At 46.4% G+C, this 20,759-nt stretch carries 17 protein-coding genes and 2 pseudogenes; 17 read left to right on the top strand and 2 right to left on the bottom strand.

Annotation, left to right across the window (positions count from 1 at the left end; genetic code table 11):
- From DSOUD_RS10235 to DSOUD_RS17855, 13 genes are all read left to right on the top strand, one after another.
- Positions 1 to 1,125 (top strand): amidohydrolase family protein, encoded by a 1,125-nt coding sequence (locus DSOUD_RS10235; protein WP_053550916.1) that lies wholly within the window; start codon positions 1 to 3, stop codon positions 1,123 to 1,125.
- On the top strand, positions 1,122 to 2,186 hold the full coding sequence (locus DSOUD_RS10230) for a polysaccharide deacetylase family protein (RefSeq protein WP_053550915.1): 1,065 nt from the start codon (positions 1,122 to 1,124) through the stop codon (positions 2,184 to 2,186). Before DSOUD_RS10235 ends, DSOUD_RS10230 begins: the two co-directional genes overlap by 4 nt.
- Positions 2,183 to 2,854 carry an arsenate reductase/protein-tyrosine-phosphatase family protein gene (locus tag DSOUD_RS10225; protein WP_053550914.1) on the top strand — a complete coding sequence of 224 codons (672 nt, stop codon included), beginning with the start codon at positions 2,183 to 2,185 and terminating at the stop codon, positions 2,852 to 2,854. Before DSOUD_RS10230 ends, DSOUD_RS10225 begins: the two co-directional genes overlap by 4 nt.
- A complete protein-coding gene (locus DSOUD_RS10220; RefSeq protein ID WP_053550913.1) occupies positions 2,851 to 4,179 on the top strand; it encodes an O-antigen ligase family protein in 1,329 nt (442 codons plus the stop codon). The genes DSOUD_RS10225 and DSOUD_RS10220 overlap by 4 nt, the downstream gene beginning before the upstream one ends.
- Before the next feature lie 7 nt (positions 4,180 to 4,186).
- A complete protein-coding gene (locus tag DSOUD_RS10215) occupies positions 4,187 to 5,359 on the top strand; it encodes a polysaccharide pyruvyl transferase family protein (RefSeq protein ID WP_157671836.1) in 1,173 nt (390 codons plus the stop codon).
- Positions 5,360 to 5,437: 78 nt separating this feature from the next.
- Positions 5,438 to 6,598: a glycosyltransferase family 4 protein gene (locus DSOUD_RS10210; RefSeq protein WP_082351205.1), complete on the top strand. Its 1,161-nt coding sequence runs from the start codon at positions 5,438 to 5,440 to the stop codon at positions 6,596 to 6,598.
- A gap of 30 nt (positions 6,599 to 6,628) precedes the next feature.
- Positions 6,629 to 8,119: a lipopolysaccharide biosynthesis protein gene (locus DSOUD_RS10205; RefSeq protein ID WP_157671834.1), complete on the top strand. Its 1,491-nt coding sequence runs from the start codon at positions 6,629 to 6,631 to the stop codon at positions 8,117 to 8,119.
- A gap of 54 nt (positions 8,120 to 8,173) precedes the next feature.
- Positions 8,174 to 9,178, top strand: a complete 1,005-nt coding sequence (locus tag DSOUD_RS10200) for a polysaccharide deacetylase family protein (protein ID WP_053550909.1) — start codon at positions 8,174 to 8,176, stop codon at positions 9,176 to 9,178.
- Complete coding sequence (locus tag DSOUD_RS10195; RefSeq protein ID WP_082351203.1) at positions 9,178 to 10,377, top strand: carboxylate--amine ligase; 1,200 nt, start codon at positions 9,178 to 9,180, stop codon at positions 10,375 to 10,377. The genes DSOUD_RS10200 and DSOUD_RS10195 overlap by 1 nt, the downstream gene beginning before the upstream one ends.
- Before the next feature lie 8 nt (positions 10,378 to 10,385).
- Positions 10,386 to 11,498 (top strand): glycosyltransferase, encoded by a 1,113-nt coding sequence (locus tag DSOUD_RS10190; RefSeq protein WP_053550908.1) that lies wholly within the window; start codon positions 10,386 to 10,388, stop codon positions 11,496 to 11,498.
- A 59-nt stretch (positions 11,499 to 11,557) separates the two neighbouring features.
- The gene (locus DSOUD_RS18480) at positions 11,558 to 12,892 is read left to right on the top strand and encodes a phenylacetate--CoA ligase family protein (RefSeq protein WP_198300305.1); all 1,335 of its coding nucleotides are present in this window, start codon (positions 11,558 to 11,560) and stop codon (positions 12,890 to 12,892) included.
- 43 nt (positions 12,893 to 12,935) lie between these two features.
- The gene (locus tag DSOUD_RS17860; protein ID WP_082351202.1) at positions 12,936 to 13,967 is read left to right on the top strand and encodes a CapA family protein; all 1,032 of its coding nucleotides are present in this window, start codon (positions 12,936 to 12,938) and stop codon (positions 13,965 to 13,967) included.
- Positions 13,964 to 14,944: a glycosyltransferase family 2 protein gene (locus DSOUD_RS17855; RefSeq protein WP_082351201.1), complete on the top strand. Its 981-nt coding sequence runs from the start codon at positions 13,964 to 13,966 to the stop codon at positions 14,942 to 14,944. Before DSOUD_RS17860 ends, DSOUD_RS17855 begins: the two co-directional genes overlap by 4 nt.
- Before the next feature lie 189 nt (positions 14,945 to 15,133).
- On the opposite strand, the gene DSOUD_RS10185 is transcribed toward DSOUD_RS17855, so the two are convergent.
- Positions 15,134 to 16,216, bottom strand: a complete 1,083-nt coding sequence (locus DSOUD_RS10185; protein WP_053550907.1) for an IS630 family transposase — start codon at positions 16,214 to 16,216, stop codon at positions 15,134 to 15,136.
- A gap of 55 nt (positions 16,217 to 16,271) precedes the next feature.
- Between DSOUD_RS10185 and DSOUD_RS19170 the strand changes: the two are divergent.
- A pseudogene (locus tag DSOUD_RS19170) lies at positions 16,272 to 16,450 on the top strand (IS256 family transposase); the annotation flags it as partial.
- A 97-nt stretch (positions 16,451 to 16,547) separates the two neighbouring features.
- A complete protein-coding gene (locus DSOUD_RS10180; protein ID WP_053550906.1) occupies positions 16,548 to 17,543 on the top strand; it encodes an IS30 family transposase in 996 nt (331 codons plus the stop codon).
- A gap of 140 nt (positions 17,544 to 17,683) precedes the next feature.
- Here the strand turns inward: DSOUD_RS10180 and DSOUD_RS18470 are convergent, their stop codons facing one another.
- Positions 17,684 to 18,502 carry a heparin lyase I family protein gene (locus tag DSOUD_RS18470; RefSeq protein WP_157671831.1) on the bottom strand — a complete coding sequence of 273 codons (819 nt, stop codon included), beginning with the start codon at positions 18,500 to 18,502 and terminating at the stop codon, positions 17,684 to 17,686.
- Positions 18,503 to 18,747: 245 nt separating this feature from the next.
- On the opposite strand from DSOUD_RS18470, the pseudogene DSOUD_RS10175 reads away from it, so the two are divergent.
- A pseudogene (locus DSOUD_RS10175) lies at positions 18,748 to 19,131 on the top strand (transposase); the annotation flags it as partial.
- A 468-nt stretch (positions 19,132 to 19,599) separates the two neighbouring features.
- Positions 19,600 to 20,754, top strand: a complete 1,155-nt coding sequence (locus tag DSOUD_RS10170) for a glycosyltransferase (protein ID WP_082351200.1) — start codon at positions 19,600 to 19,602, stop codon at positions 20,752 to 20,754.
- The last annotated feature ends 5 nt before the right edge of the window (positions 20,755 to 20,759 follow it).

The raw sequence follows: 20,759 nt of genomic DNA, 5'->3' as shown, positions 1-20,759 counted from the left end.
ATGGATAAATATTCAGTACAAAAATCCATTGATGCTCTTAAAGAGCTAAAGGGTTCAAATACATTTTACGACGTACACGTTCACCCTTACGAGGTCATGTTTGATGCTTGTCAATACCAGCCTTCGGCCCAGTCCGGCGGTTTGTTCAGCGCCGGAGCGGCGAAGTATCTGGCCCCGGAACTCGGTGACCTAAATCTGAACCCGACAGCGGTTGGCAAAGGGAAGGAGCTCGAACAAAAGCTGAGGGCGATGGCGTGTCTTCTCGGTGCGAGGCGTTCCTACAGCCATACGGGACCGGTGGTCTTTGGCGACCAGATGAACTTGAGCGGAATCGACAGGGTGCTGCTGCTGCCCGTTGTGAGGGAAGCTGAGGGGGGCGACGGCCAGTTAAAGGCCATGTCGGAGATGTTTGGTGGTGATGAAAGGTTTTTGTTCGGTTACTGCATGCCAGGTGACATCAGCAACGACCAGATTGAAGCTGCCATGCGGCGTGCCGTCGCTGAATACGATGTCAGGGCCGTTAAAATCCACCCGAGTGTGACGGGGATCAACCTCGGGTGCCGGGCGGGGGTTGAGCGGGTCGAGGCGATTCTCGCTGCCGCCGGGAACAACCGACTGAATGTGGTAATTCATGGCGGCCTGAGTCCGGATTGTCAAAACCAGCAGGCTGTTTCCTACGGAACTGTCGCTAACCTTCGGCATGTCGACTGGTCGATCACACCGGGAGCGGTTGTCATCGCTCATGGCGGCTGTTTCGGACATTCATCTGGCGATGCCTGCGCGAACGTCATCCCGGCCATGGTCGGATTGTTCGAGCGGTATGACAACCTTTCATTTGATACTTCGGGTGTCGGCTATGAGGTGCTCTGCCGCCTGTTGAAATGTTTTGATCAGGAGCGAATTCTGTTTGGTTCCGATGCATTGTATGAAAAGCAGTGGGCGGCTTTGATGAAGTTGTGGTGTGCGTTGCGGAAGACTCAAAAATGGCCAGAAGAAGCCCTGGTGGGCATTGCCGCCCTTAACCCGGGCAGATTGTTTGACCGAAAGCATGGCCCTGTTCAAGCCGCCTTGGCTGGAGTTTCCGCTCCGCCTGTGCAATTCCGTCGTGAGGGACCTTTGAAATGAAACTTATAATTACCATCGACACTGAGGAGGACAACTGGGCGCGGTATTCAGCCACCGACAACTCGGTTGAAAATATCGCGCGGATCGTTCCGCTGCAGAAGATGTTTGACGAATATGGGGTTCGGCCCACTTATCTGGTGACGTATCCGGTGGCGACCAATCCTCGGTCGGTGGCGATTCTGAAAAGGATTCTGGAGGAGGGGAAGTGTGAAATAGGCACGCACTGCCATCCGTGGAATACTCCGCCGTTCGACGACAATGGCGGATTCCAGAAAGCTCATTCCATGCTCTGCAACCTGCCCGCTGAATTTCAGCAAAATAAATTGGCGATGCTGCACGAAGTTATCACCAAGAACTTCGGTTGCCTCCCTGTTTCATTTCGCGCCGGACGGTGGGCCTTGGGCCTTTCCGCGGCACAGTCGCTCTGCAAGTTGGGTTATCGGGTAGAAACCTCTGTGACTCCCTTTGTCAGCTGGAGCCCTTCCTTTGGGCCTGATTTTTCAAATTTCGGCCCTGAGCCTTTCCGATTCTCTCCTCCAGGGGAGCCGAAGTGGTCGTTACTGCAGGTACCGACCAGCATCGGATACCTGCAGAAAAATTTCCAGTTATGTCAGCGACTGAGCAGGGCTTTGGACAATCCTTTCAGCAGAATATCCCGGGTTAAGGGAATCCTGGACCGACTCGGTCTCGTCAATAAGGTCTGGCTTTCACCTGAGCTGGCCGATGCCGATGCCATGATCGCTTTGGCAAAACGTATGGAAATCAACAACTTCCCTTGCATCAATATGACCTTTCATTCGGCCAGCCTGTTGGCCGGCCTGAGTCCCTTTGTCAGAATCTCCCAGGACGAGCAGGTGTTTTTCGGGAGAATCAAAAAATTGCTCGAGGCGGCCCGACAAGCGGGATGGAAATCGATGCCCCTTGCCCAATTCGAGGCAGTTTATGAAGGGGTGTCTGAACCTGGTGGTGTTGCTCTCCTCGATGGCCAGGGGCAGATGGCCCGACAACGCCAGACCGAACAGATGCGAGCCCTGTTTCGGAACCAAGGGGCGCGGTTGTGAAGATCGTCGACCTGAAAAAGCTTCTTCCCCGTTCTTTCAAACGGGCCGCCCCGCGCGCGCTGAGGAGTCTCTGCGATTCTGTCGCCTATCGGCTAGTTCGTCAGTTGAGTGGTGACAGAGAATTCAGGCGAATCGTTTTCGTCTGCAAGGGGAATGTGTGCCGGAGCCCATTTGCCGAGCATTACCTGAGGTCGCTGGGGGTGGGGGCGAATGTCTGGATCGATTCGTGCGGGCTTGAAGTTGACAAGAAGGGAGGCTCACCCCCGGAGGCAATTCGAATCGCGGAGGAGTTCGGTTTGGATTTGAGCGCTCATCGCTCCAAGGGGATGAGCGAATGCGATCTGCAGGGGGCGGATCTTATCGTGGCCATGGAGTACTACCAGTATCTCCGGTTGAGAAGTATGTTCCCGGAGAAAAAGGGCAAGGTGCGACTTTTGCGGGATTTCGCCCCTTGGCCGAAGAGTCTAATTTGTAACATTTACGACCCTTACGGATTGGGAATCGATGAGTTTGAAAATTGCTTCAAAAAGATTCAACGAGCTATAACAGAGTTAAATAGCAACCTGGCTTCTTTTGAGGTTATAGAGCCTCAGATAAGTCTTGAAGATGATTCAACGATGAAGTCTTCTGGAACCGGATCACCTAAACGCAGATATGAAAAAATATGATGACTGTACCAATTTCTAACCTCTATAAATTACAACATGGTGCCATTTGGAAGGCGATCAAGACTGATAACTTCGCCTTTTGGATGTGCTGCGCGTATCTGTTTTTTGAATATATTCGACCTCAAGCCATTTGGCCGTTATTTGATGTGTACCACTACTGGGCCAGAAGCTTTATTATGCTGGCGTTTATTGCTTGGTTTTTTGATCCTAATAGACAATTTGTTTGGACCAAATTTACTACTGGTGTTTTTGCTTATCTAGTTCTTGTTGTTATTTCTTCGCGGTTGGCTTATTGGCCTGAAATATCAAGTGAATATTTTATGGATTTTTTCAACTGGGTCGTCGTTTTTTTTGTGCTAACACAAATTACAACCACAAGGCAGCGCCTGTATATTTTGCTTTTGATATTCATGATCGCAAGTTTCAAGTTGTCTCTGTATGGAGCAAGAACTTTTGCAATGAGAGGATTTGCCTTTGCAGATTGGGGGTTGGCAGGTCCACGTGGATATTTTCAAAATCCAGGTGAACTTGCGATACAGATGCTTATGTTTGCGCCCATGAGTCTTTTTTTCATTCAAGGGATAAAGAAACATTTAAAAAAATGGCAAGTCTATACTCTTTACTTGATGCCGATAACGGCAGTGTTAACAGTGATCGGTACTAATACCCGTGGTGGCCAGATCGCCCTTGCAGCTCAAGTGTTGGCTTTGGTGATGGTGTCAAAACACCGATTCAAGATGCTGATAGTCATCTGTGCTATTGGGTTTATTGGTTTTCAACTCTTGCCAGAAGAGCAAAAGACGCGTTTCAAATCATCGGGAGAGGATTTAACCTCTGTTCAGCGTCTGCTTTATTGGGAACACGGTTGGCAGATGATCAAGGACCATCCATTTATTGGCGTTGGTTATTTTAATTTTCCTGCATTTTACACCAATAACCACTCGGAAGATATCGTGCTAGAAATGTTAAAGGAAAAGGGTGCAGAATTTCCACATAACATATTCATCCAAGTGGGTACTGACACCGGCTTTTCTGGATTAGCTGTATTCGTTGGGTTGATGCTGGGGAGCTTTTTGACAATGCACAAACTACAGAAAGCTGCTGAAAAAACCGGCGACAACTTTGTTTTAAATTTGACAAAAGGGATGAATGTTGCCCTGGTTGGTTACATAATATCTGGTCAATTCGTGACAGTGGCCTATTATCCGTTCTTGTGGATACATCTGGTATTTGTCGTATCCATGACCACTTTTTGGAAGAACGAAAAGTCAGCAGAAGACATTGATAATCACAGTTCTAGGGGGATGAAAGTTTATGGACACTAATTGCATCTTGATTCTTGCCGATGTCTCCGGCATGGGTCAAAACTATCATGTAGGTGATGAAGCCATGGCCGAAGTTGCAATCGCGCGCCTGGCAGAGACATTCGGACGAGATAAGCTGGTCTTGGTTTGTGCTTCACCCGTAAGCGCGGCCGAGACCTACGGCATCAAGGCAATTCCCCTCTACAGCCGCACTCGCAAGCAAAGAAGGAAGGCCCTCGTTACTCAACCTCACTCTGTTGCGATAGAACTTGCAAAAATTATTTACTATTTGAAAAAAAGTGATCTTGTCTTTGTGTCTGGTGGTGGCAACCATACAAGCGTATGGCCGCATGTGCTCGAGTCCCGTCTATTTTTCTATAAACTTGCGCAGCGTTTTAATAAACCCATAGTGTTTGCCAGCCAAACTTTGGGCCCGTTTTTAGAGGAGCACCGTGGCCATTGCCAGCAGGCGTTTGGCTCCGCCGCTTGGGTAGGCGTTCGTGACAGGGATTACTCAGCAATCCAGTTAGATGTCCCCGTTCACTTTGCCGTGGATGATGCAGTTTTTTTGCCAGGGGAGCATAACGCCCAAACAAAGGCTATTTCCGTCAAACACCCAAACCTGTTTGGCCTGTCGTTGCGGGGCTTCAGGGGTGCTACCGATCAGCAAAGAGAAAGCTTTTGCATCTCTTTTGCGAACATAGCCCGTAAGTACTCCGCCGGGACTGTATTTATTCCACATCATGCTCCGGGGAGGATGGGAGACCTCGATATTGCGCAAAAGATTTTACCTCTGTGGCCAGATAATTTTCCCCTTGAGGTTCTGGATCCAATACCGTATGCAACGGCTGTCAGGGCCTTGACGGAAAATTGTTCACTGGTTGTAACCATGCGCTATCACCAGCTGGTCTTTGCACTTTCGGCCGGAGTGCCGGCCATAGGCATATGCGTCGAAGAATACACCAGAGCCAAGCTTAACGGCGCTTTTGAACAGTTCGGGCTTGCGCCGCGGCTACTGTCACTGGAAGAAGCGCCTCAACAGATCGAGGCGCTGATAGGTGAAGTGTTGAGGTCGAAGGATAGCTTCGTGGAGGCTGCGACGAACACCGTAAAAAATTCTTTGTGCCAGAATATGGCACCTTACCGAAGGGCGGCTGAGCTTGTCTTTAGCCCTCGCCAAAAGGTGAAGGCGTTGGTTTAACGGAATTCGAATATGTTTATTGTTTTAATGGCTAATTAAATTTATTCGGTTGGTATCCGGGAGCACTGAGGGTAAAAAATGTCTGGAATCTTGGTTTTTTTTCATAATCAGTCAAACAGTGGTTTTGCCTCTAAGAGGCACGAAATCACGTTTACCAAAATGGCCTACCGACTGGTTGGCGATTATAATAAAATTCATTTTGCATATAAAAATCTTAATCTTGGGCGATCAAAAACTTTGCCAAGCGAAATAACAAATGTAATTGAGTTCGATTCGGCTGCCAAATGCTATAAAAAGATGAAAATGATCAATGATTACATTTTTGACAATGATATAAAGATTGGTTTCGGCTTCGACCAACCGGTAAGGCGGCCAGCGTATAAGTGTTTGCGCAAGGCCGGAATGCGCTATTTGATCTCTTATTTCGGCTCACCTATGAGCGGAATAAACTCAGGTTTGAAATTATTCGCTAAAAAACTCGATGTTGCGTGTTCTCTCTACCGTCCCGACCATTACATATTCCAATCTGAAGGAATGCGCAAAACAGCAACCCACGGAAGAGGTATCCCTTTCCAGTCTACGAGTGTGGTGTTGTCCGGCACTGATACGGAATTGTATCGCCCTGCGGAAACCATGGACTGGTACGCGCACGATACTTTCGGCATTGCCCGGCAGCGAAAAATCATTTTCTTCTCCGGGAACATGGAGGAACGCAAAGGGGTCGATGTCATCATCAGAGCCGCAGATGAGTTGGTCAACGTGCGGCAACGCCGGGACGTGCATTTTCTCCTGGTGGGTAACCGCTGGGACCAGGAAAAACGCTTTCTCCGGATTGTTGAGAATTCCACCGCTGCTGACCATGTCACCTTTGGTGGATACAGGAGCGACATCCCGCAGATCTTAAAATCATGCTACCTGGGGATGATCGCTTCGACAGGCTGGGATTCGTACCCCATGTCCGCTGTCGAGATGGCGGCGACGGGCATGCCCGTCATTGTGTCAGACCTGCCGGGTTTGCGAGAAGTCATTACTGAGGATACGGGTTTTCATTTTCCCGTCGGCAACTATTTGCTTGCCGCTGATCGCGTAGCGCAGTTTCTCGATGACCCGCACCTGAGGGCGAGAATGGGGCGAGCGGCTCGCGATCGTGTCCTGCAGGAGCAGACGATAGAACACCAGGTTGCCGGTTTGGAGCGGGTGATACGGAGTGTCGCTGGCGATCTGTTGGGCGGGTTATAGGCGGTCAACTTAGCCATTTGAGGTCAGGACGTGACCCAGCAGTCAAAAAAATCAGTAGCCCATCGGCTTCTTGGACACGCCGGCATTTACGCCATGGGCAACATATTGAGGCAGCTTGCAGGCTTTCTCATGCTGCCAATCTATACTAGGTACCTAACCCCTGCCGATTACGGGGTCGTAGGACTGATGATCTTTGCGATCAGCCTGATGGAGTTGGTCTTCGGTGCCCGGCTTTACTGGGCCATACCTAAATATTACTTTGACACTAAAGACAAGAAGTTACAGGCCAGCCTGGTTTCAACGGCGATGATCCTGACGGGTGCCATCAGTGCCGCTGCTGCAATTGCAATGGTTTTTCTTCGTCAGCCCATATCGAAAGGCTTGTATGGGACCCCTGAATTTGCCAGTATCGTAGGTTTCTTTTCTGTCCTGCTGCTGACCCAGTCGCTTGAGGAGTATGCCCTGGTCTATCTGCGTCTCCAGCAACGTCCATGGTTTTATATCACCGTGAGTTTTTTCAGATTGGCGATACAGCTCGGCCTAAATGTCTGGTTCGTAGTGTCTCTTGAAATGGGGGCTATGGGGGTAGCCGTCAGTTCCATGATTTCCTCGAGCATTTTCGCCCTGCTGTTGTTGGCCTATACGCTGCGCCAAGTAGGGTGGCATTTTAACGGCGCGATAGCAGAAAAGATGATCCGTTTCTGTTGGCCATTATGGTTGGGTGGCTTTGCTGGACTCTACATCGGGTCCGCCAACCGCTATTACTTGCGCATTTTCACATCACTGGATGATATCGGTCTGTTCGAGTTGGCTGTAAAGTTCAGTACAATAATTACAGTATTGATTTGGGGACCTTTTGCAACCTACTGGCAAGTGGAGCGATTCAATTATTACAGGCAGGGCAATGCCGAATCCATTTTCCAGAACGTATTCTATTTCATCAGCACCCTGATGGTTGTTGCGGCCATTGGAATATCGATTTTTGCCGGCCCTGTGATCAGGATAATGGCTGCCCCCACTTTTTACCGGGCCAGCGAAGCAGTACCGTTTCTGGCGTTTGGTGCTGTTTTCGGCAGTCTGGTTATTTTTTCGAACTTCAGTTTTCTGGCAAAAGAAAAAACCGGCTGGATCAGTCGAAACAACTATCTGACTGCTGCTGTCGTCACCGTTCTCTATCTTTCGCTGATTCCCATGGCCGGGCATGTTGGAGCTGCCATGGCCCTGATGTTGGCACAGGCGGTCCAGTTCTTCGTAGTTCACCGCGCCTCACGGAGTGTCTATGACATGGGGATATCGCTCCGACCGCTTGTCGGGATGCTTTTCATCTCTGCGGTGGTCTGTTTTCTGGCGAATGTGGTGTTGACTAGTGATAGCCTGCTGCACGATCTGGCTGTCAAGACTCTACTTTATGCTGTTGCGTGCGGTATCATTCTTCTCCCTCATTGGCGGAATGCTGAAACCAGGCGTTTGTTGCACGAGCTTGCACCCCGTTTTTTTCCTAAACATGCGACAGATATTTAATGTTGGTCTATGCGGTTGCTTATCGAGTTGCTATCCTGCTGGACTGAGGAAAAAATGTTCTCAAAAAAGAAACTAAAAAAATGGATTGCTGTTACTGCCGATGCCGCTGGAGTGTTTCAACTTATTGCTTCGACGCGGAAGGGAATGGCAACCGTTTTTATGTATCACCGGGTATTGTTGTCACAGGCCGAAGAGCCTGTTTTCGTTCAACCTGGTATGTATGTTTTGGCAGAAACGTTTCGATCCCATATCCGGTTTCTCAAGAGTAAATTTCATGTTCTGCAATTATCCGAATTGGTCGAGCGGTTTGATGCTGGCGAAAATGTCGATGGCTGCTGCGCAATCACCTTTGATGACGGTTGGTTAGATAATTATGTCAATGCTTTTCCAGCCCTTAGGGAATACGAAGTGCCCGCCACCATTTTCCTGGCCACCGGTTTCGTGGGCACGGATCACCTTTTCTGGCCGGAGGAGTTCACTTTTTATCTAAAACAGACGGAGGCGAGAGCGGCGCTCGGGCAGTGGCAGAACTTCGATAAGCTGTCGAAGAGAACAGATGGCAACTGCGGTGGGGCGGCTTGGCTCGACGATGCAATCATGGAGCTGAAAACCTGGCCTGTTCATGAACGCGAAGATGCCCTTTCCCGTTTGCGCACTTTTGGCAGAGCTGATCAACCTCAACGGCTGTTGATGGATTGGGATGAAGCCAGACAGATGCAGGCGAGCGGCCTTGTCAGCTTTGGAGCCCATACTGCCAACCACATCATTCTGGACCAGGTCACAGCGCAGCAAGCTGAGGAGGAGATCGTTCAGTCGCAGAAGGATATAGAACAAAATCTCGGAATCTCACCTGAGTTCTTTGCTTACCCGAATGGAAATTTTACTCCGGGAGTGAAGGCAATACTCAAGCGGTATGGTTACAGGGGGGCGGTGACCACCCGCAAGGGCTGGGTGGAAAAGGGTTTTGATCCGTTCGAGATATCGAGGATCGGCATGCATGAAGATGTCAGCCGGTCGATCCCGCTGTTTCTGGCCAGGATTTACCTCAGGGGATTTTGATGGGAATAAAAGTGCTGGTCACTGACGGAGAAAACCGTTCCGCCCTGGCGGTGACTCGCTCCCTGGGGCGCAGAGGGTGTCGTGTGCTGGTTTCGGGAACGGCAAGCAAAAACCTAGCATCCTCTTCTAAGTATTGCCAAAAGGGATTTCAAGTCTCTGATCCTTTGAAATCGGCGCCCGAGTATGTAAGGCAAATCATTGAGTTAACCGAAAAGGAGGGGGTTGAGGCCATTTTCCCCCTGACCGAAGCGTCTATTTATCTGCTCAACGAGGTTCGCGACCGCTTGCCTGAAGGTGTGATACTAGCCTGTCCGAGTGCGGAGAAGATGAGGTCGGTGTCCGACAAGTCGTCATTGTGTCGACTTGCGGAAAGTTTGGGAGTTTCAATCCCGGAAACGCAGTATCTCACTTGCGCCGGAGATATTACCGGCGCTATTGAAAAAATTGTCCGGTATCCGGTGGTGGTCAAGCCTGCCATGTCCCGGATTTACGAGGGGAACGGGTTCCTCTCCGGAGGAGTCACGTATGCCCGCTCTAGAGAAGAGTTGGAGCATCTCTACCGGACGCGGCCAGTTCTTCAACACCCTTCGTTGATTCAGGAAAAGATTATTGGGCCGGGAACGGGGTTGTTTACGCTTTTCGACAAGGACAGGCACCTGGCGCTGTTCTCTCACCGGCGCTTGCGGGAAAAACCACCTTCGGGGGGGGTGAGCGTGGTATCGGAGAGCGTTCCACTTGATGAGGAGATGGTGTCAGCTGCCGAGCGTCTTTTGTCTGCCGTCGGGTGGGCCGGCGTTGCGATGGTGGAGTTCAAGCGAGATCAACGGGATGGCAAGGCCAAATTGATGGAGATAAACGGCCGGTTTTGGGGGTCCTTGCAGTTGGCTGTTGCCTGTGGGATTGATTTCCCGGGACTGCTCCTGGATTACCATCGAGAGCAAAAACCCACAGCGCCCCCGGGAGAATATCTAGTAGGCCACAAGCTGAAGTGGTTTTTGGGAACGCTTGATCATTTGTTGATTCAGTTGCGAAACAGCAGTGAAAAGCTAAACCTTCCCACGGGATCAGCACCAAGAGGCAGAGCAGTTATCGATTTTTTGAATTTTTATGAAAGGAATATGTCTTTTGATGTGTTTGACCGGAACGATATGGGGCCGTTTCGGTATGAAATTAAAGAGTACATTCGGCAGATGATGTGAGGACGGGAATGATAAAGGTTCTTCATACGATAGACACTACAGGCCCTGGAGGGGCAGAGACGGTTTTTATTAACTTGGTGAAAGGGCTTGATGCGACAAAATTCAAGTCGGTAGTTGCAATCCGAGGGCCCGGATGGGTGTGCGATACTCTGCGTGGCCATGGGATTGAGCCTGCTTTTGTTCAATCTAGTGGCGGTTTTAATTTTTCTTATTTGAAAGAGTTGATTGATATTATTCGTGAACATAAAATCGACGTGATTCAGGCCCATCTATTGGGTTCAAGCCTCTATAGCAGCATGGCAGGGTTGATATGCCGCGTCCCAGTCATCTCAACAATTCACGGATTTGTTGACACCAATGAAAAAGAACGCTTGATGTCGTTGAAAACGAAAATAATCAACCTAGGTTCCAAAAAAAATGTATTTGTATCTAATCAATTGCGTGAATATTTTGTCAAAAATTTTGGCTTTGTTGCCGAAAAATCAATGACCATCTACAATGGTGTGGATACGACTGTTTTCTATCCAAGGAAAGATGACAGTATAAGGAGGGAATATGGTATAGGACCGGAGCATACAGTTGTCGGAGCTGTAGGTAATATCCGTTCTGCCAAAGGGTACGACATATTTCTTAAGGCGGCAAAGATTATTCATGAGCAGCATCCTGAATCTCGTTTTATTGTTGCAGGGCAAGGGTCGGGCAAGTTGTATGATGAGCTTATACAATTGCGCCGATCATTAAAACTTGAGGAGGTCTTTCATTTTATTGGGTTTCAAAATGATGCGGCCAAGGTATTTAACAATTTTGATATTTTCGTGTTGCCGTCAATATCAGAAGGATTCTCTATATCAACGATTGAGGCAATGGCATGCGGATTGCCTATTGTCGTGACGAAGAGCGGGGGACCGGAAGAAATTTTACAAAACACTAAAACAAATATTATTACAGAGAAAACGTCTCCTATAGATATAGCAAATAACATAACCAAGTTTATAACCAAAATAAATAAGAAAAATCTCAAGATAGCCATTGTTGATGAATCATGTGAAACTAAATTTTCACTAAAAAAAATGGTAAGTTCTTATTCTTTATTATATGAAGAATTGACAAATATTATATAAAAAAATAGTCAAAAAAGTACATTTATTCATTTTTAATATACAAATATAAGGAATTTAAAATGTTGAATAAAATATATTTAAAAAGTCCCTTACTTATTCAGAATATGGCAATTACAATTTACGGCGCCAAGATGTATTACGAACGTTTTAGAGGAAAAATTCCTGAAATTTATGATAACATTGATATAATTAATAATGAACTAACAAGTGAACAAATAAATAAACAAGAAAAAAGATTTAAAATGCTTATTGCTCATTGCATAAAATACGTACCGTACTATAAAAAATATTTAAATGAATCCGATTTAAATAATATAACTACTTCTAACGTAAAAAATTATTTACCAAAGTTAACAAAATTGGACATTATAGGTAATTATAATGATTTATTATCAATGGACCCAAAATATAAAAAAAATACGTTGAAATTGAATACCAGTGGAAGTACAGGCACACCATTGAATATAATTTCATCTTATGAGGCAAGAAGATTAAATTACTATTTTTATGAACGAATTCTGAATAAACACAAAGTATCATACAGACATAAAAGCACAACGTTTGCGGGAAGAGTTCTTTGTGGGAAAAATGAAAAAGATATTGCTAGATACGATAAGTTTAATAATACACAATATTTGTCAGCCTACCACATTTCATACGAAAATATTTTTAAATATATAACAGCTCTTAATAAGTGGAAGCCGGAATTTATTGATTCATATCCGTCAGCCCTAGTCGAGATCCAGCAGTTGGCAATACAAAAAGATTTAAAGTTAGAATTTAGCCCGAAGTTTATTCTCACATCAGCAGAGACGCTAAATTGGAAAGCGAGAGAACAGATAGAATCCTTTTTTGGTTGCAATGTTGTAGACCATTATGGATGCACGGAGATGGCGGTATCCGCTTTTTCATTCGGGGGTAAATATTACGTAAATCCGCTATGTTCAGTCCTTGAACTAGAGCATTTATATGATGATAGTTATTCTTTAATTGCCACTGGTTTGCTGAATTATGCAATGCCTCTCATTCGCTATGAGATTGGTGATTGCGTTACGACGGGCCAACCACAAGTACCTTATATTTTTGATAAAGTAGAAGGCAGGGTGGATGATGTCATTATTACACCTGAAGGAAGGAGGGTCGGAAGAATAGATCCAGCGTTTAAGGGTGTTGATGGTATTGAATTGGCCCAAGTCGTCCAAGAAAAAATAAATAGAATAAACGTAAAAATTGTTACAAACGATAAATATTTTAAAATAAATAATGAACGTTTACTTATAGAAAATATTAAAAATAGAACAAGTCACAAAATGGAAGTAAATATCACTTATCATAAAAAAATTGAGAAAGAAATTAATGGTAAATTTAAAAGTGTCCTAAGTAACATAAAGTAATAAAAAAATTTAACAGTAGTAATTTTGGTAAGGGCGCGCCATAATGAAAATAATGTTTGTTGGTGATCTTAATCTTGGAGAATACTATTTATCTTTCGGTCATGGGCCTGGAACCTTTGGGAAATATGAAAATGTATTTATCAATGTTGAAAATCTTTTTGTAAGCGCAGATATGTTTGTTGGAAACCTTGAGGCTAGTATTACTAATTTTGATCTTGATCCTTTCGACCCAGAGAAAATGGTACTAAAAGTTGACCCAGAACTAGCTTGCCAATTTAAAAACGCAAATTTCAAGATTCTTCAAGTTGCGAACAATCACTCAATTCAGCATGGTACTGGCGCTTTTCAACAATCACTTGCTATTCTCGACAAATTAGAAATTTCACCAGTAGGGCTGAATCAACAAAAACCAGTGGTTTTTTGTCAAAATAACATATCTATTGGGTTTCTCGCTGCCTCAGATGTTCCTGATAATACAAATAAATTGCAAACAATCTATCAAAGGTTCGATGATGAATTTTTTGATTTAGTTGTTCGTAGTGTCAATATGTTTGATCATCTGATTGTGATGTTACATTGGGGATTGGAAAGTTCAACAACACCCCTTCCCTACCAAAGAGAAATTTCAAAAAAACTTAAAAATTGTGGCGTTAGAGCTATAATTGGTAGTCATCCACATTTATTTTATGAGATTACAATTGAAGACAATTTTATTTGTGCCTATTCCCTAGGAAATTTTGTTTTCGACCTTTGTTGGGACAAGCGATTGACAAAAACGGGGATTCTTGAACTAGAATTTAGCAAAAAAAAAGTAGAAGGAAGAGTGTGGCCTGTCGAACTGAAGGAGCATGGGTGTTTGCCGGTAATTTCTGGTGAACCAGTACCATTAACTAATAACGTTAAGCTTTACAATCATGGTTCAAATTTAAAGTGGCAACAAACAAAAAAACTTAAATATTTTCTTTTTAATTTTAAAAAAGGAAATACATCATTAAAAATTCGATTTTTTAAAAAAAAATGTTTAAATTTTGGCAAAAAATTTCTCAATAAACAATCCTTAAAAAATAGGTCATGACTATGGTTACCTCCTTTCCGTTTGTTTCAATAGTAATACCTGTCTTCAATGAGGAGCGTTATCTTGCCGATTGTTTAAATTCATTGATGGAGTTAAGTTATCCAAAAGAAATGTTCCAAATAATCCTTGTTGATAATGGGTCTTCAGATGGGACCATTGACATCGCCAGAAGATACCCAATAAATATTTTTGTAAAAGAGAAGTCCAAAGTTGGGGGTGTTAGGAATTTTGGAGCCACAAAAGCTAAAGGTGAAATTCTAGTTTTTCTTGATTCCGACTGTTCTGTTGATTCGAATTGGTTAACAAATGGTATCGAAAAATTTAAAGGTGGCGAAGGTCTTGTTATCGGTGGCCAATACTTGACTAGAGATAATCCATCATGGATTGAAAAATATTGGGTGTTAAACAATTCAAAAAAAATTATCCATCAAACTACGTTAGTTGGCGGATGTATATTTATTCCAAAAGAAATATTTCACAAAATAAATGGTTTCGATGAAACGCTTAACTCTGGAGAAGACAGTGACATAACTTATAGACTGAGACTAAAAGGGTATATTGTAAAAATTGATCCATCTCTTAGTGTCGTCCATCTTGGGTATCCGACTACCTTGATTTCATTTATAAAAAGACAAATTTGGCACTCTGCAGATTATATAAAAAAAATTCCATCTTCGTTGAATGATAAAATTTTTCTGCTATGTTGTGTATTTATATTTAGTATTTTTGGAAGTGTAATTTCTTTTATATTTAATTTTTACGTATTTTTTATGTTTATTGCTGTGATAATATTTGCGCCAGCATTATTAAGTTTTAAGCGGTTAAGACGAAGTCGGGCTCACATTGATGGACTGTATGGTTTAATTTCTGTCTATTTTGTAGATTTTCTATATCTTATCGGTCGTTCTATAGGTGTCGTCAACGGCATTAAAAACCTATTTATTCAAATTCCTGAAAAAAAAATAGATAGACGGTGATCTATCCCAAAAGCCCATGGCAGCGCTGCATGGAGCATTTCTACCGCAACGTGTTCGGCGTGGTGCCGGCCAAACAGATTCACGCCCCCGAGGATCCGCGTCTCGATTACCGAACCCCTGACCTATTACGATTTTTCAGCTAACATCGCACACAGATCCACACCAATAACGCCCTAGTGTACTGTTTGGTTAGTCCTGTTCATTAATTTGTTTCTTTGCTCTTTCAACTGAATCGATGATCACGGCTGCGCTTTTGGACCATTTGAACGGTTTTGCAGTCTCGGCGTTATGAACCTTGATGAACCGGTGGATCTCGTCGCGTAGTTCCCCTACGCTGGTGAAGACGCCCCGGTAAATGGCCTGGCGTTCCAGTTGCGAGAACCAGCCTTCCACGGCGTTAAGCCACGAAGCGCTGGTTGGCGTGAAGTGCAAAATGAATCGCGGATGGGCGGTGAGCCACTTCTGAACGTCCGGCGTCTTATGGGTGCTGCTGTTGTCCAAGATCAGATGCAGGTCCAGCTCTTTGGGGGTTGAGCGATCAATCTGTCGCAGGAAATCGAGAAATTCTTTCGCCCGGTGTTGTTTCGTCGTTCGGCCAATGACCTTGCCCGTCAGGATGTCAAAGGCAGCGTACAAGCTCGTAGTGCCGTGGCGCTTGTAATCGTGGGTGCGGCGCTCGATTTGACCGGGCCTGAGAGGCAACATCGGTTGTGTGCGATCGAGAGCCTGAATCTGGGTTTTCTCGTCCACCGACAGCACCAGGGCATTGTCGGGAGGGTTCATGTATAAGCCGACCACATCCACGACCTTCTCAGCAAATTCAGGATCGTTGCTGATTTTGAAGGTCTTGAGACGGTGCGGCTTGAGATCGGACGCTTCCCATATCTGCCGGACCTGCCAGGTGGTGATTCCGGCAGCCTTGGCCATGAGGCGCACACTCCATTGGGTGGCCTCCCTGGGGATGCGCTCCACCGTGAAGGTTAAAACCTCCTTGATTTTAGCCGCTGAGAGCTTCTTGGGTTGACCGGAGCGCGGCAGGTCGTTGAGGCCATCAAGACCCTCAGTGTTGAAACGGTTGCGCCACTTGTACACTGCGCGCGTGGAGGTGCCGAGCGAAGCGCCCACCTCTTCCACGGTCTGTCCTGCGCCACTAAGCAGAACAATCCGGGCCCGCAGTACAAGACTTTGCGCCGTTTTAGGAGACCGAAGCAGCGCTTCGAGAGCCTGCCGGTCTTCTGCTGTCAATTCGAATTTTTCGTGTGTGCGTGCCATAGTCGGCAATATATCACATACGAGAATTAATAGAAAGAACTAACCGCACGGGCCACTAGAACGGATCATGAAGGAAATCCGTTGGTGCACCAAAGTTGTCAGCGCCTTCCCCGATGGAGACACTCGGCGCTGATGCTGTGCGAGGCCCGACTGCGGCATATTGCAGGGACTCAGGGGGGATCGAAACGCTTTCTGAACATGGACCTGGTAAGAGTAGGTAGATTCAACTCGTAAGTGCACCACCCGCGAGGCTGGCTAAAAAGCAGGACATGATGGGGTTTCTGGTAGTGTTGGAAGTGCGAGCAACCATCCCACCAGAAAGGATCCCACCATGCCCTACACGCATCTTACTCCTCAGGAACGGTATGTCATCAGTCATTTGAAGGTAGCAAAATACAGCCTCCGGGAAATCGCCCGCAGGCTGGGCCGAAACCACACGACCATCAGCAGGGAGATCAAGCGCAACGGGCCTACCTACCCAGGTGGGGTCTACTGGTATTACGTCATCGACCCAATGGTCGAGAAAAAACGGCACAAAGCCAGAAGCTACCGGCGCCAGAATCATGCGCCCCTCGTCAAATATGTTGAGGACAAGCTACGAAGCGACTGGCCCCCCGAGGTGATCGCAGACCGGGTGCGTGCCGACCATCCGCATGACGAAAGGATGCGGGTGAGCCACGAAACAATTTACCGCTGGGTGTCTCAAGATGCGGGTCAGGGCGGAAGCCTGTATCAGCACCTGCGTCGCAGACGCAAGTATCGCCGGCGGCAGAAACGCTACGGGGCCGGACGTCGCTTCATCCCTGGCCGAGTCGGCATCGAGGAACGTTCCGAGGAGGTTGCCCAACGTTGTCGGTTTGGCGATTGGGAAGGCGATTTGGTTCTCGGCCGAAAAGGGATCGGGGCTATCGCCACCCATGTCGAGCGCAAGAGTCGGTATCTCATAGCCACTCTCTTGGCGGATCGCAAAGCCGACACGTTCAACGCAGCGGCAATTCCAGTCTATCAAGATTTGCCGAAGCACCTATGCCGGACGCTGACGCTGGATAACGGCAAGGAGTTCAGTCAGTTCAAAGATCTGGAGACCAAGACAGGGCTCTCGGTCTATTTTGCCGACCCCTACGCAGCTTGGCAGAGAGGGACAAACGAGAATACCAATGGATTGCTACGCTTCTACTTCCCCAAGGGAACTAACTTTAAACGCATATCAGCAACGGCTTTGCAAAAGGCCGTAGATCGGCTCAACAACAGGCCAAGAAAGTGCCTTGGCTACCGGACTCCCCAGGAAGTTTTCGCGGAAGCCCAAAGTGGTGCACTTGCAATGTGAATCTGCCGTACATGAACTGGAGTCGAGGATGGTGACCGAAGCAATCTAACCTGACCAGAGGCATTGCCGAAAAAAGCGAAAAACTCTATACAGTACTGAGTTTATTTTCATAAATTCTGAGAGAATTTTTAAAAAAATATTCAGTTGCTTGTAGTTGAGATTACTTCAAGATTATCAGGTGGAGAGATGTATTTTACGTTTGGTAATTTTTCACCAATATAATTTGTTGAAAAAGTTACATCATCTATATAAATATCAGTTTGTTCAGCAAACCCTGAGTTTGACCAGCCCATTAAATATCCATTTTTTAAATATGGGGCGTCACATAAGTTGAGATTGGTATAAGAGAATTTTTTGATACCATCAACCCAAAATTCTATAGCTCCATTACCGCTGCCAGTGTCGGGCTTGAATCGCCACTCAAAGCGTAGCCACTTGCCAAGATCGCTTGGTGTAAGGCTCCATGAAGTGGTTAAATTCCCTTCTCCTATGGGGCCGCATTCCCATTGTTGAGCTTCGGCAAAGATATTTGATAAATTGCCTCTCATAGCCGATGCCCCGATTTGGCCAACATCACTATAGGTTTCAGTCCACAATCTTATGAATTTGTTATTGCTCGGGCTGTCAATGCGATGAAGGTAATTCGATGGAAATTTTATATAATATTGAATATAAATATCTGTTAGACCAAACCCAAGAACAAATCTTTGTTCGGCGTGTGCGTCAGTGCCAGCCGCAGAGCCAATAAAACGAAATTTAAGTGCGTAGTTGCCTGTTCTTCCTTCCCCAGGGACAACGGATGTATATGTCGAGCCAGCCCAACCTGTTCCGTCTGTTGTGTGGGTTAAATTACCAGACTCAAAACTATCACTGAATAATTCAAGTGCGTTTGCAGCAGATATGGCTGAAAAAAGGGGCAGCAAAATCATTAAAAACGTGATGTAAATTTTTTTTGTCATTTTATCCTCCGGTCTTTTTAGCATTTAGGTAGAACCCTAGTGCTTGCCTATGCTGAGGCGTTGGTTGGTGTGTTTAGCAAGATGGGCGCCAGAAATTTTCACTTTATTATGTTCCTATGGGTGCTTTGGAGTTTTTCGTTCATTTTGAGAGAATTCTTTAGACGCATGGCAGAATAACTGCGAATCCTCGGGGTTGGGATGGGGTAGGAGACATGCTCATATTTGTGCCAGAAGTATACTGATTTTATGTTGATAAAGGGCGCAACAAGCGATTGGTGTTCCTCACCAACCATTTTGAGATTGCGGCCACAACGGTTTCCGACATCAACAAGCAGCGTCGGCAAGTGGAACTGTTTTTCAAATGGATTAAGCAGCACCTGCGAATCAAAGCGTTCTACGGAACTTCTATCAATGCGGTGAAGAGCCAGATCTGGGTAGCCCTTTGCATGTATCTGCTGGTGGCGATCGCCAAAAGGCAACTTGGCATTCAATGCACGCTTTACACTTTTCTACAGATCCTGGAGGTCAATCTGTTCGGAAAAAAGCCCATTTCATCGCTGGTTGCGGAGGCGCTCAAGCAGATTCAAGACCCTCATGAAATCAACCAATTGAATTTATTCGATTATTAACCGGACAGTAGTGACCCGAAAAGTTTAATCGACCGGGGAACCGTCACCAATATTAAACCATATAGCACGAATTTTGATGAATTGCGGCTGATTAATCTTGAAAACCTTACGAACTTGTGACCAGTCCTAATCGCAAGTTATTGATCGACCGCTACTTTGTCTAATATGCGAAGCCTATGCCAATATTGGAATTTTATTCCCTCTCAGTGTGCATAGTGCAACACCCCTTATGATTTGGCCAGTTTAGCCCCGCAGAAAATTTCATCGAAAAATTAACCAATTATCGCCTGTATCAATTCCCTGACACTTTTTGCCATAGAGAGTTGCCGAATAGCCACAACCCACCTTCAGGCCAGGGGTAATTGAGGTTCGCCACTCAGCCTTTCTAGGCATCCGTAACTTCTGTGGTAGAATAAAAACTGCTAATTTCCCCAGTTTTTTCTTCTCCTTGGAAGGGTAGTAATCTTTATGCTACGGGTCTGTCACTTGATTTCTGGAGACCTATGGGCCGGGGCAGAGGTGATGGCTTGTCACTTGCTCAAGCAGCTCCGGGCCCTCCGCAATATCGACCTGACGGTGATTGTTCTTAACGAGGGCCGGCTTGCTATGGAGTTGCGGGCCGCAGGACTGTCGGTGCAGGTTGTGGACGAGAGCCGCCACTCATTTCTGCAGATCGCCAATGCCATTCGAAAAATCCTTGCTCAGCACCCTCCCGATATTCTTCATGCTCACCGATACAAGGAAAATTTCATTGCCTTCCTGATCTCCCGATTTTACCCGAACGTATGCCTCATCGCCACTCAACACGGCCTTCCGGAAACCCACGACCACTCCGTTTCCTGGAGCGGTCGGCTTAAATCCAAGGTAAATTTCTTCCTTCTGTCCCGATTCTTCCAGAAAGTTGTCGCAGTCTCCGGGGATATCCGTACCTTTTTGGTCGATAACTTTGGTTTTTGCGCGGCGCATGTCGCCGTCATTCATAACGGTATTGAAGTCCCCCGGGCTGTCAGTGGCAAGGCCGAGGACGATTCCTTTATCATTGGCTCTTCGGGCAGGTTATTCCCGGTCAAGGACTACCCTTTGATGATTCATATTGCCCAAGATTTGGCGAACGTTGGAGAAATACGTTTTGTTCTGGCCGGCGACGGCCCGGAACGGGGTGCACTTGAAAAAGCTATAGGTGAAAGCTGCCTCGCCGAACGGTTTGTTCTTAAGGGGCATCTGGAGGATATGGATTCCTTCTATCAAGGTTTGGATCTTTATCTGAACACTTCCGTGCACGAAGGAATCCCCATGACCATTCTGGAGGCTATGGCCTGGGGTCTACCTGTGGTTGCTCCAAATGTGGGAGGGATCCCGGAGGTCATTAAGGACGGAGTGGAAGGGTTCCTCCTTCCCAACCGCGACCCGGGTCGGTTCGCTGAAAAGTGTCGGCAGTTGCAGGGCGACGCGGGTTTGCGTGAACGCATGGGGCGTGCGGCCAGGAACAAAGTGCAGAGTGCTTTTTCGGCTGGAGCGATGGCTCAGAAATATGAGCAAATTTATCGGGATCTTGCTGCTGACGCCTCAAACCCTCGGTCCGTACTCCGTGAAACCGAAGCATCCGTCGAACAAAGGAGATGATTACG

Source organism: Desulfuromonas soudanensis (genome assembly GCF_001278055.1).
GTDB lineage: Bacteria > Desulfobacterota > Desulfuromonadia > Desulfuromonadales > WTL > Deferrimonas > Deferrimonas soudanensis.
The sequence above is the reverse complement of the archived record's forward strand: the minus strand, read 5'-3'. Positions and strand labels throughout refer to the sequence as shown.